A 12363-nucleotide genomic window follows, 5' to 3' on the forward strand; every position below is an offset into this window, starting at 1 on the left:
CGGGCCGAGGTCCACGTGTCGCCGCCGTCGCTCCGGTGGCAGAGTGGAACGGGGCGGCGCCGCCGCCCCCACAGCTCGGGGCAGCCCGGACGGAGCGCCCCGTCGTGCGCCCCGCCCGATCCGGAGGCTGGGACCAGTGGACGACCTCCCGGTGGATTCGTCGGCCACGCCCGCAGGCCCGCCCGCGGAGCTGGCCGAGCCAGGCCTGCGCCGACTGCTGGACGGCCTGACGGCGGTGCGCGACGGAGACTTCGGCACCCGGCTCGCCGCCGACCAGCCCGGCTTGCTGGGTGAGATCGCCACCGTCTTCAACGGCATGGCCGAGCAACTCTCCCGGGTGACCTCCGAGGTGACCAGGGTCGCTCGTGAGGTGGGCGCCGACGGGCGGCTCGGCGGGCAGGCACAGGTGCCCGGCGTCTTCGGCACGTGGCAGGACCTCACCGACTCCGTCAACGCGATGGCGGGCAACCTGACCTGGCAGGTGCGGAACATCGCCCAGGTCACCACGGCGGTGGCCCGCGGCGACCTCACCCAGAAGATCGAGGTGGACGCGCGCGGCGAGATCCTGGAGCTCAAGAACACCGTCAACACCATGGTCGACCAGCTCTCCGCCTTCGCGGACGAGGTGACCCGGGTGGCCCGGGAGGTGGGCACCGACGGGCGGCTCGGCGGGCAGGCGCAGGTGCCCGGGGTGGCCGGCACCTGGCGGGACCTCACCGACTCGGTGAACTTCATGGCCGGCAACCTCACCAGCCAGGTCCGGGCGATCGCCCAGGTCGCCACCGCGGTCGCCGGCGGCGACCTCACCCAGAAGATCCGGGTGGACGCGCGCGGCGAGATCCTGGAGCTCAAGGAGACCATCAACACGATGGTCGACCAGCTCTCCGCCTTCGCGGACGAGGTCACCCGGGTGGCCCGGGAGGTCGGCACGGCCGGCAACCTCGGCGGGCAGGCCACCGTCCGGGGCGTCTCGGGCACCTGGAAGGACCTCACCGACAACGTCAACGTGATGGCCTCCAACCTCACCGGACAGGTCCGCTCGATGTCCGAGGTGGCGACGGCGGTCGCCCGCGGAGACCTCTCGCGCCGGATCACCGTCGAGGCCGAGGGCGAGGTGGCCGCGCTCGCCGACGCGATCAACACCATGGTGGACACCCTGTCCGCGTTCGCCGACGAGGTGACCCGCGTCGCCCGCGAGGTCGGCACCGAGGGCATCCTCGGCGGCCAGGCGCTCGTCCCGAACGTCGCCGGGACGTGGAAGGACCTCACCGAGAACGTCAACTCGATGGCGAACAACCTCACCAACCAGGTCCGCAACATCGCCCAGGTCACCACCGCCGTCGCCCAGGGCGACCTCACGCTCAAGATCGACGTGGACGCCCGCGGCGAGATCCTGGAGCTGAAGACCACCATCAACACCATGGTCGACCAGCTCTCCTCGTTCGCCGCCGAGGTGACCCGGGTCGCCCGGGAGGTCGGCAGCGAGGGCCGGCTGGGCGGCCAGGCCGAGGTCGAGGGCGTCTCCGGCACCTGGAAGCGGCTCACCGAGAACGTCAACGGCCTGGCCGGCAACCTCACCCGGCAGGTCCGCGCGATCGCCGAGGTGACCAGCGCCGTCGCCGCCGGGGACCTCACCCGGTCGATCACCGTCGACGCCTCCGGCGAGGTCGCCGACCTCAAGGACAACATCAACGCGATGGTCGGGTCGCTGCGCGAGACCACCCGCGCCAACCAGGAACAGGACTGGCTCAAGACCAACCTCGCCCGGTTCTCCGGCGCGGTCCAGGCCCGGCGGGAGATCCGGGCCGTCGCCGAAATGATCACCGACGAGCTGACGCCGCTGGTCGGCGCCCAGTTCGGCGCGTTCTACCTCGCCGAGGAGACCCCCTCCGGCACCGAGCTCGCCCTGATCAGCTGCTACGGCCGTGCGCTCGGCGAGGGGCCGCAACGGCTGCGGCTCGGCGAGTCCCTGGTCGGCCAGGCCGCCCGCAGCCGCCGCACCGTCGCCGTCGACGACCTGCCGCCCGGCTACGCCACCCTCGCCTCCGGAGCCGGACGGGCGGACGCCCGCGCGCTGGTGATCCTGCCGATCGCCCTGGAGGAGTGGCTGATCGGCGTGCTGGAGTTCGCCTCCGTCCACCCCTTCAGCCAGGTCCACCGCGACTTCCTGGAGCAGTTCGCCGAGTCCTGCGGCGTCAACATCGGCACCCTGCTGGCCAACGCGCGCACCGACGAACTGCTCGGCGAGTCCCAGCGGCTCACCGCCGAACTCCAGGCCCGGTCCGAGGAGTTGCAGGATGGCCAGCAGGAGCTGCGGCGCTCCAACGCCGAACTGGAGGAGAAGGCGGCCCTGTTGGCCGAGCGCAACCGCGACATCGAGGCCAAGAACCTGGAGATCGAGCAGGCCCGGCAGGAGCTGGAGGAGCGGGCCCGGGAGCTCAGCCTCGCCTCGATGTACAAGTCCGAGTTCCTGGCCAACATGAGCCACGAGCTGCGCACCCCGCTCAACAGCCTGCTGATCCTCGCCCAGTTGCTCGCCCAGAACCCGGCCGGCAACCTGACGCCCAAGCAGGTCGAGTACGCTGGCGTCATCCACTCGGCCGGCTCCGACCTGCTCCAGCTCATCAACGACATCCTCGACCTTTCCAAGGTCGAGGCCGGGAAGGTGGAGCTCAGCCCCGAACCCTTCGCCGTGCGCGAGCTGTTGGAGTACGTCGAGTCCGCGTTCAAGCCGCTGGCCGACCAGAAGGAGCTGTCCTTCGGCGTCACCGTCGACCCGGCCGTGCCCGCCGAACTGGTCACCGACCAGGCCAGGTTGCGCCAGGTGCTGCGCAACCTGCTGTCCAACGCGCTCAAGTTCACCGACACCGGGCGGGTCGAGCTGAGGATCGAGCGCGTCTCCGGCGCCGGCCTCCCGGACGAACTCGGCCGGGCCGGCGCGGCGGTGGCGTTCCGGGTGGAGGACACCGGCATCGGCATCGACCCCGCCCACCTGGACACCGTCTTCGGCGCCTTCCAGCAGGCCGACGGCACGACCAGCCGCCGCTACGGCGGCACCGGCCTCGGGTTGTCGATCAGTCGCGAGCTGGCCCGGCTGCTCGGCGGCACCATCACCGTCAAGTCCAGCCCCGGCGCGGGCAGCTGCTTCACCCTCTACCTGCCGCTCGGCACCCGGGAGCAGGAGCGGGACACCGCAGCTGCCCCGCCCATGGCCCCGGCCGAGCCGAGCGTGCTGGTGGTCGAGGCAGGTCCGCCCGGACTGCTGACCCTGCTCGCCGGGAACGCGGCGGCCGCGCTCGGCGACCGGACGCCCCCGGCCCTGGTCCGCACCGCCGGCGACCAGGACGGGCTGCGGGCCGCGCTCGACCAGGGCCCGTACCGCTGCACCGTCCTCGACCTGGCGCTGCCCGCGGACTTCCTCCGGGCGGCCGCGACCGCGCTGGGCGAGCGGGTCGGCGCGGCGCCCGTCCTCGGCTACCGGGGCGACGGGCCGGGCGGGCCGGGCCCGGGCGGGATCGAGTCCGTCACCGGCCTGGACGAGCTGCGCGAACGGATCATCGGCTGCCTGGGCGGGCGCCCCACCGCCCCGCCGGACCGCGCGCGGGCCGCCGACGAGCCGCTCGCCGGGCGTACCGCCCTGATCGTGGACGACGACGTGCGCAACGTGTTCGCGCTCACCGCCGCCCTGGAACAGCGCGGCGTGACCGTCCTGTACGCGGCCGACGGCCGGGCCGGGCTCGACCAACTCCGCGCCCACCCCGAGACCGACGTGGTCCTGATGGACGTGATGATGCCCGGGCTCGACGGCTACGCCGCGATCGGCGCGATCCGGGCCGACCGGCGGCTCGCCCGGATCCCGGTGATCGCCGTCACCGCCAAGGCGATGCCCGGGGACCGGGCCAAGAGCCTGGACGCCGGCGCCGACGACCACATCACCAAGCCCGTCGACACCGAGCGCCTGCTCGACCGGATGCGGCACTGGCTGGACGTGTCATGACAGCCGGGCACGGTGCCGGGCAGGGTGGTGCCGGGGCCGTCGCGCAGGAGCTCGCCGACACCGTCCGCCGGCTCCGGCAGGACGCCGACCGGCTGCGGGCCGGGGAACGGGACCGGGCCGCGGTGGACGTCGCCACCGGGATCCTCGCCGAACGGCTGCGGTGCACGCCCGCCGAGGCCGCTGCCCGCCTCGCCCGGCTGGCCCGTGAGGCCGGGCAGCCCGTCGCCGTGCTCGCCGCCGACCTCGCGGGAGCGCCCGAGGCCGTGCGGCTGTCCGCGCCCCAGACGTCGCCCGAGGCCGTGACGTCGCCCGAGGCCGTGAAGCCGCCCGAGCCCGGCGAACCGCCCGGCGGGTCCGGCGGACCAGCCGGGCCCGGCCCCCTCCTCGCCGCCCCGGCCCTGGCCGCCGTCCCCGACCTGCAACGGGCGGCCGAGGCCGTACTCGACCAGAGCGCCGGACCACTCGGCGCCCGCGCCGTCGTGCTCTGGCAGCGTCTGCCCGGCGGAGCACTCGCGCTGGCCGGCCACGCGGGCCTGACCACCGCCGAGGCGCAGCCCTGGAGCCGCGTCCCGCCAGGCGTCGACACCCCCGCCCAGTACGTCGTGCACACCGGGCGCGAGCTCTGGCCCACCGGTCGGCGCCGCTCCGCCGTCTCGGTCGGCGGGCCCACGGCCGACCGCGCCGTCCTTCCACTGGTCGACGCCGGCCGGCGCCGCGGCGCGCTCGAACTGCTCTGGCCGGGGCCCGCCCCAGCCCTCACCCAGAGCCTCCGCCGCCAGCTGTACGCCCTCGCCGACCTCTGCGCCACCCTGCTCGACACCAGCGACCCGCCCGACCCGCCGGGCCCGCCGGCACCCGACCCGGCCGGTGCGCTGCTCGACGGCCTGCTCACCCCCGCGTTGCTGCTGGAACCGCTGCTCCGCGACGGCCGGTTGGCCGACTTCCGGATCGCCCGGACCAACGCGCGGTTCCGCGACCCGCTCGACCGCCCCCGGGCCGCCCTGGAGGGCGCGTCGCTGCTGGAGACCTACCCGGACGCCTGCGCCGCCGGCCTCTACGACCTGCTCGCCGACGCCCACACCACCGGCGAGCCCCGGCCCGGCGAGCGCCTGCACCTGGTCTTCCGCCGCGGCGACGCCCCGCTGCCCGCCACCGTCCGGCTCTCCGTCGCCCCGCTGGACGGACGGCTGCTGGTCAGCTGGCAGCTCACCACCGAACGGGACGGCGAGGGCGAGCAGGCCGGGCTGCTGCGCCAGGCCCAACGGCTCGCCCGGGTCTGCGGGTTCGAGGAATCCACGGCGACCGGCCGGATCCTCTGGAACGACGGCCTCGCCGAACTCTACGGGCTGCCGCCCGAGGCCCCGCCCGTCCCGCTGGCCCGCCTCGCCGACCACGCCCACCCGGACGACGAGCCCGCCGTCCGCCGCCTGCTGGACACCGTCCAGCGGCGCCACCGCTCCTCCTTCGCGGTCTTCCGGCTGGTCCGGCCCGACGGCTCCCAGCGCTACACCCGGATCATCGCCGAGCCCGTCGTCGACGACGCGGGCCGGCTGACCGCGGTCCGCGGCGCGTACCACGACGTCTCCTCCCAGCACTGGACCGAGGTCGCGCTCGGTGCCACCCGGGAGCGGCTCGCCGACACCGAACAGGAGGCCGCCGAGCGCGAGCGGCTCGCCCTCCGGCTCCAGCAGGCGATCCTGCCGCCCGAGCCGCCGCCGCTCGGCACCACCGGGCTGCACGCCGCCGTCCGCTACCGTCCGGCGGCCCAGCACGACCGGGTCGGGGGTGACTGGTACGACGTCCTGCTGCTGCCCGACCGGAAGGTGCTGCTCGCCGTCGGCGACGTGGCCGGCCACGGCGTCGGGGCGGCCACCGGCATGGTCGCGCTCCGGCACGCACTGCGTGGCCTCGCCGTCACCGGCGCCGGCCCCGGCCGGCTGCTCGGCTGGGCCAACACCGTCGCCCTGCGCGAACCCGGCGAGGTCACCGCCACCGCCGTCTGCGTGCTCTTCGACCCGGTCACCGGCGCGCTGCGCTGGGCCAGGGCGGGCCACCTGCCGCCGATCCGGCTCGGCAGGGCCGGAGCGGAGGTGCTGCCACTGCCGCACGGCGTGCTGCTCGGGGCGCTGGAAGGGACGGAGTACGAGGAGCGAACCGGGCGGCTGGACCCCGGCGACGTCCTGCTGCTCTACACCGACGGGCTGGTGGAGCGGCGCGACCGGCCGGTCGAGGACTCGGTGGACGAGCTGATCCGCGCGGCCGGCGCCCCCGGCGACGACCTGGAGCAGTACCTCGACCGGTTGTTGGAGCTCAGCCCGGCCGACACCGAGGACGACACCTGCCTGATCGCCGTCCGGGCCGAGTGACATCGCCGGGGCCCGGGGGGTGACAACTGTCACGGGAAAGGCAGGCACTGACACACTGCCGGGCGGCGAGGCGGGAGCCCTACCGTAGGGGCATGACGAAGAGCATCGAGCAGGACACCGACCGGACCGACCTCCACGTGAGCATCATCGGCGGTCACCGGCTGGCCGGGAAGACCATCCACGAGCGGACGGTGACGGCCTCGCTGATCGGCGGCGCGGACGTCGACCTGACCGACGTGGACCTCCCGGACGGCGCCGAGCTGCGGATCACCAAGCTGAGCCTGATAGGCGGGGTGCGCCTCACCGTCCGGCCGAACGTGCGCGTGGTGGTGGGCGGCCTGCGCCTCGGCGGGGTGAGCGACGACGGGCCGACCGAGCCCGGCGGCCCGACCGTCCGGGTGGACGCCTGGGGCCTGCTCGGCGGGGTGCGGGTCGGGCGGGCGTAGCGCCTGTCGCCTGCCCCGGCAGGCCTGGCCGCGGGCGCGGCCGCGGGCCCGGCGTCACGGCAGGGCCGGTGCTCCGGCTGCTCCCGCTGGTTCTGCCGCTCCCGGTGCTTGTGCCGATCCGGGTGCTCCCGGTGCTCCTGCTGCCGCCCGGAGGATGTCGAGGAAAGCGGTGATGGCCGGTGGCAGGGACTGGCCGCGGCGGGTGGCCGTCTGCACCAGGCGGACGGGGGTGTCCTCGGGGTGCAGGGCGGCCAGGGCGACGTCGGGTCGTGCGGCGCGCGCGGCCAGCGACGGGATGAGGGTGGGCCCCAGCCCGGCGGCGACCAAGCCCAACTTGGCGGTCCAGCCCGCCACCACGTACTCGATGCGGGGCCGGAACCCGCTGCGCAGTCCGGCGGCGAGCAGGGTGGACTCGACGTCGCGGCTGCCGGCGATCCAGTTCTCCTCGGCGAGTTCGGCCAGCCGCAGGCGGCTTCGGCCGGCCAGCGGGTGGTCGCGGGGGAGCGCCACCAGGACCACGTCCTCGACCAGCGGCCGGAGGTCGAACGCCTCAGCGTCGTAGGGCTGGTCGGGAGGGCCGACGACCACCGCGAGGTCGGTGTCGCCCTCCCGCAGCCGGTCGAGCAGGGCGGCCGAGAGCCCCTCGGTGAGCGAGACCGAGACCTGGGGGTGGGCGGCCCGGAAGGCTGCCAGGGCGCCCGGCACCAGGGCGGCGTTGGCACTGTCGAAGGCGCCTACCCGCAGCCGGCCGAGGTTGAGCCCGGTCAGGGCGGCCAGCTCGCGCCGGGTGCCGTCGAGGCGGTCGAGCAGCGCCTCCGCGTGCGGCAGCAGCGTGCGTCCGTGCTCGGTGAGCCGGACTCCGCGCGCCAGCCGGTCGAACAGGACGACACCGAACTCCGCCTCCAGGGTCGAGATCTGACGGGATATCGCCGACTGGGTGAACCCGAGTCGCTCACCGGCGGCGGTGAACGAGCCCAGGCGGGCGGCGGTGCGGAAGACTTCGAGCCAGGACATGTCCATTCCGCATGGCTACCATGCGAGACATTCGCTTGTCGCCTGTCTTTGCCCTCCCTAGCGTGGAGGCCATGGAAAAGATCGCATTTCTCGGACTCGGCCGGATGGGCCTGCCGATGGCCCGTCGACTCGCCTCCGCCGGACACCCGTTGACGGTGTGGAACCGCAGCCCCGCCAAGACCGAGGGGCTCGACGCGGCGGCGACGCCCACCGAGGCCGTCGCCGGCGCCGGCGTCGTCATCACCATGCTGGCCGACCCGGCGGCGGTCGAGTCGGTGGCCGGACAGTTCGCGGCGGAGCTGGCACCCGGCACGCTCTGGATCGACATGTCGTCCATCGGTCCGGACGCCACGGCTGCTCTTCGCGGCCGACTGTCCGACGGGGTGGCCCTGGTGGACGCGCCGGTGCTGGGCAGCGTCGGCCCGGCCGCCGCCGGCAGCCTGACCGTGCTGGCGGGCGGCCGGACCGAGGACCTCGACCGCGCGCAGCCGGTGCTCGACGTCCTCGGCACCGTGGTGCGCTGCGGCGGCCCCGGTGCGGGTGCCGCCCTCAAGCTCGTCGTGATCGGTGCGATGGTCGGGGCGGTCGCGGTGGTCGGCGAGGCGCTCGCGCTGGCCGACTCGCTGGGCCTGCCGGAGGAGCTCGCCCTCGGCGCGCTCTCCCGGGGGCCGCTGGCCGGCGCGGTGGCGCGCGCCCGCAGCGAGGACTCCGACTTCCCGGTCCGGCTGGCGGCCAAGGACCTCGCCCTGGCCGGCGGCGGCCCCGTCCTCACCGCCGTCCGGGACGTCCTGCTCGCCCACCCGGACGTCGCCGAGCAGGACCTCTCCCGGGTGGTCGACGCGATCCGGCGCTGACCGGGGGCGGTCAGGCCCCCATGCGGGGCCGCTTCCCGGCCCGGCCCGGCACGGGGGTCCGGGCCGGGCGGGCTCCGCCTCAGGCCGCCCAGCGGGAGACGGTGAACCCCGAACCGTCGCGCCGCACTTCGGCGGCTCCCGTGCCACCGAAGTGCGCCGGGATGACCAACTCGCGCTTGTCCGCCGCCCGTTCGAGGACGCGCAGCCGGCTTGCCGCGGCCTTGGCCGGGTCCTCGCAGAAGCAGCTGTTGCAGGAGGGGTGCAGGAGCTGTACCGGGCTGTGCAGCAAGTCACCCACGAACACGGCCCGTTCGCCGCGCGAAGCGAGCCGGAGCACCGAGGAGCCGGGGGTGTGGCCGGGCGCGGCCTCCAGGGTGAGTGCGTCGTCGATCCGGTGGGTGCCCTCCCAGCGCACCGCCTGCCCGGCCTGCTGGACCGGCAGGATGCTGTCGGCGAACATCTGGTACCGGTCGTCCTGCGGATCGGTGGCGGCGGCGAGGCCGGCGTGGTCGGCGGCCGGCATGAGGTAGACGGCGTTGGGGAAGGTGGGCACCCACGTACCGCCCTGGTCGACGGTGTTCCAGCCGACGTGGTCGGCGTGCAGGTGGGTGTTGACCACCACGTCGACCTCCTCCGGTCGTACGCCCGCCGCCGCGAGCCGGCCGGGGAAGTCACCCTGCCGGTGGTGGAACTGCGGCGAGTTCGGGCGCTCGCGTCCGTTGCCGACGCCCGTGTCCACCAGCACGGTCCGGCCCCCGTGGCGGATGACCCAGGTCTGCAGTGTTCCGACGTAGCTGTCGGTGGACGGCTCCCAGTGGTCGGGTGCCAGCCAGTGCTCGTTCTCCTTCCAGGTGGCGGCCGCCACCCCGGGCACGAGGGCAGGGGCCGGTACGAACGGCCCCTGCCACTCGACCACCCTGATGATCTCGGCGTCGCCGAGCACGATCCGCTCCATGGTGTCTCTCCCCGCGAGGTCCTGCGGCGGCACTCTCGCCTCCGCTGACCAGAGCCTATGGAGCAGCGCGTGAGCTGCTCAATGCGTGAACAGCTCATCCGGATACGGGAGCGGCTCAACCATGCGCTGTACGACTAGCATGGGCCCATGGATGTGGTCAGTGACGCGATTGCCGCCGTGCGGATCGGACAGCCGTCGTCCAACCGGCTGCGGGTGGGGGGCCGGTGGTGCGCGCGGATCCCCGGCTACGACGGGGCCGGTTTCCATGTGGTGCTGGAGGGCGGCTGCTGGCTGCTGCCGGACGGTGGCGCGCCGGTGAGCCTCGGCTCGGGGGACGCGGTGCTGCTGCCGCACGGGACGGGCCACGTGATCGCGAGCGCGCCGTTGGAGCCGGCGGAGGCCGCGCGGGCGGTCTCCGTCGACCGGCTGCTCGGTCCCGGCCGCCCGGTCCCGACCCCGCCCGCCGGTGCCCCCGAACAGGCGGGGCCCGTCGCCGAGTTGCTCTGCGGCAAGTACCGGCTGGACCACAGCCGCACGCACCCGCTGATGCAGGAGCTGCCGGACGTCGTCCACCTGCCGAACCGGGTCGGCAGCCACCCCCAGCTGCGGGCTGCCGTGGACCTGCTGGGCGGCGAGCTGGTCGCCGACCGGGCCGGCTCGGCGCTGGCCGTGCCCAGCCTGATCGACCTGTTGCTGGTGTACATGGTGCGGGCCTGGCTGACGAAGGAGTCCGGGGCCGACCGGTCGGCATCGCCGCCCGAGGCGGCCGATCCCACGTCCGGCGGTCTCACGTCCGGCGGTCTCACGTCCGGAGGTCCCACGTCCGGAGGTCCCACGTCCGGAGGTCCCACGTCCGGCGGGCGCTGGCCGGCGGCGCTCGGCGACCCGGTGGTGGCCGCCGCGCTGCGGGCCGTGCACGAGGACCCGGCCCGGGCCTGGAGCACCGACGACCTCGCCGCCGAGGCAGGCGTCTCCCGTGCCACGCTCACCCGGCGCTTCACCGCCCTGGTCGGCCGGCCGCCGATGGCATACCTCGCCTGGTGGCGGATGACCCGCGCCGCCACCCTGCTCCGTCAGACCGACGATCCGCTGGACGCGATCGCCCGCCGGGTCGGCTACAGCACGCCGTACGCCCTTTCGCACGCGTTCAGCCGCCTCTTCGGCACCACGCCGGGCCGCTACCGCGCCCGCGTCGCGGGTGAATCCGGTGCCGACTGAGGCGGGTGGGGCGGTTGTTTCGCGCTCTCCGCTCAAACTCTTGAACGCAAGACCTGACTTGCCCTGTCCTTGTCAAGAGAATGTGGAGAGCGCGCGAAGGAGTCGTGATGCTCTGGTCCTACTCCGACTCCCTCAGGTCCGTACCAGGTCACAGCGGTCAGGAGTGCCGATTCGTCCGTTCTGTCATGCCCTGTCAGATTGGTACTCGGAGGTTCCTCCAAGTTTCAATCGCGGATAGGTGTTCATGAAGATAACGAAAAGCCCTCGACTGGTCCGGTGTTGGATTTACTTATTGACGTCATGCCGCGGCGGCGGATTTACTCCTCCCACCCCGCCGCAGCGTTGCGGCACCGTCAGGGAGGCACCCCCCACATGAACGCAATGACGCGCCGCCTCGTCATCGGCACCGCTGCGGTCTCGATGGCCCTGTCCATGGCAGCCTGCGGCAAGGCCGGCGGCGACAAGAAGGACACCGCGAGCTCCGGTGACACCAAGTCCGTCGGCCTGCTGCTCCCGGAGAACGCCTCCTCCACGCGCTACGAGTCCTTCGACCGGCCGTTCATCGAGGCCAAGGTCAAGTCCCTCTGCCCGGACTGCAAGGTGCAGTACAGCAACGCCGAGGGCAGCGCCGCCAAGCAGAAGCAGCAGTTCGACACCCTGATCACCCAGGGCGTGAAGGTGATCATCCTGGACGCCTTCGACGCCAAGTCCACCCAGTCCTGGGTGAAGGAGGCCGCCGACAAGGGCGTCAAGGTCGTCGCCTACGACCGCCTGGCCACCGGCCCGGTCTCGGCCTACGTCTCGTTCGACAACGAGAAGGTCGGCGAGCTCCAGGGCCAGGCCCTGCTGGACGCGCTCGGCGCGAAGGCCGCCGACTCCAACATCGTCATGATCAACGGTGACGAGGCCGACCCGAACGCCGCCAAGTTCAAGGAGGGTGCGCACAAGACCCTCGACGGCAAGGTCAAGAAGGTCGTCTACGAGCAGTCCGGTGAGTGGAAGCCCACCGTGGCCGGCCAGAAGATCGGCGCCGCCATCACCCAGTTCGGCAAGGACGGGTTCCAGGCCGTCTACTCCGCCAACGACGGCATGGCGGGCGCCATCGTGACCCAGCTGAAGTCCGCCGGTATCAGCGTGCCGGTCGGCGGCCAGGACGCCGGCCTCGACGCCGTCCAGCGGATCGTCGCGGGCGACCAGGCGTACACCATCTACAAGGCGTACAAGCCGCTCGCCGACAGCGCCGCCGAACTCGCCGTCAACCTGCTGCAGGGCAAGGACGTCAGGTCCGTCGCCTCCGTGAGCGTGGACAGCGACACCGACAAGGCCATCCCGGCCAAGCTGCTGGAGCCCAAGGTCGTCACCAAGGCGAACATCAACGACACCGTCATCGCCGACGGCCTCTACAAGGCCGCGGACATCTGCACCGCCGACTTCGCCGCCGCCTGCACCGCCGCCGGCATCAAGTAACGCGCCCGCCAGGAGCAGTGGCCACGGCGCTCCCCGTCCAATCCGG

At 73.7% G+C, this 12363-nt stretch carries 8 protein-coding genes; 6 read left to right on the forward strand and 2 right to left on the reverse strand.

Annotated features, from left to right (window positions below; all coding sequences use genetic code 11):
- Positions 1-136: 136 nt before the first annotated feature.
- The 3 genes from OG286_RS36710 (at position 137) to OG286_RS36720 (ending at position 6809) form a co-directional block, all read left to right on the forward strand.
- Positions 137-3997 carry a HAMP domain-containing protein gene (locus OG286_RS36710; protein ID WP_405366100.1) on the forward strand — a complete coding sequence of 1287 codons (3861 nt, stop codon included), beginning with the start codon at positions 137-139 and terminating at the stop codon, positions 3995-3997.
- Positions 3994-6363: a SpoIIE family protein phosphatase gene (locus OG286_RS36715; protein ID WP_331741202.1), complete on the forward strand. Its 2370-nt coding sequence runs from the start codon at positions 3994-3996 to the stop codon at positions 6361-6363. Before OG286_RS36710 ends, OG286_RS36715 begins: the two co-directional genes overlap by 4 nt.
- A gap of 92 nt (positions 6364-6455) precedes the next feature.
- Positions 6456-6809 (forward strand): hypothetical protein, encoded by a 354-nt coding sequence (locus OG286_RS36720; protein ID WP_331741204.1) that lies wholly within the window; start codon positions 6456-6458, stop codon positions 6807-6809.
- A 54-nt stretch (positions 6810-6863) separates the two neighbouring features.
- On the opposite strand, the gene OG286_RS36725 is transcribed toward OG286_RS36720, so the two are convergent.
- The gene (locus OG286_RS36725) at positions 6864-7823 is read right to left on the reverse strand and encodes a LysR substrate-binding domain-containing protein (protein WP_331741206.1); all 960 of its coding nucleotides are present in this window, start codon (positions 7821-7823) and stop codon (positions 6864-6866) included.
- 71 nt (positions 7824-7894) lie between these two features.
- On the opposite strand from OG286_RS36725, the gene OG286_RS36730 reads away from it, so the two are divergent.
- Positions 7895-8677, forward strand: a complete 783-nt coding sequence (locus OG286_RS36730) for an NAD(P)-dependent oxidoreductase (RefSeq protein WP_331741208.1) — start codon at positions 7895-7897, stop codon at positions 8675-8677.
- A gap of 79 nt (positions 8678-8756) precedes the next feature.
- Here the strand turns inward: OG286_RS36730 and OG286_RS36735 are convergent, their stop codons facing one another.
- On the reverse strand, positions 8757-9632 hold the full coding sequence (locus OG286_RS36735) for an MBL fold metallo-hydrolase (protein WP_331741211.1): 876 nt from the start codon (positions 9630-9632) through the stop codon (positions 8757-8759).
- Between the two features lie 147 nt (positions 9633-9779).
- Here OG286_RS36735 and OG286_RS36740 point away from each other — a divergent pair, with 147 nt between their 5' ends.
- Both OG286_RS36740 and OG286_RS36745 read left to right on the forward strand, forming a co-directional pair.
- Entirely contained in the window at positions 9780-10850 is a 1071-nt protein-coding gene (locus tag OG286_RS36740; protein WP_331741213.1) for an AraC family transcriptional regulator, read from the forward strand.
- A 372-nt stretch (positions 10851-11222) separates the two neighbouring features.
- A complete protein-coding gene (locus OG286_RS36745; protein ID WP_331741215.1) occupies positions 11223-12317 on the forward strand; it encodes a substrate-binding domain-containing protein in 1095 nt (364 codons plus the stop codon).
- Positions 12318-12363 lie beyond the last annotated feature (46 nt).

The sequence above is a fragment of the Kitasatospora sp. NBC_00039 genome (genome assembly GCF_045160625.1).
In the GTDB taxonomy this organism is placed as follows: domain Bacteria; phylum Actinomycetota; class Actinomycetes; order Streptomycetales; family Streptomycetaceae; genus Kitasatospora.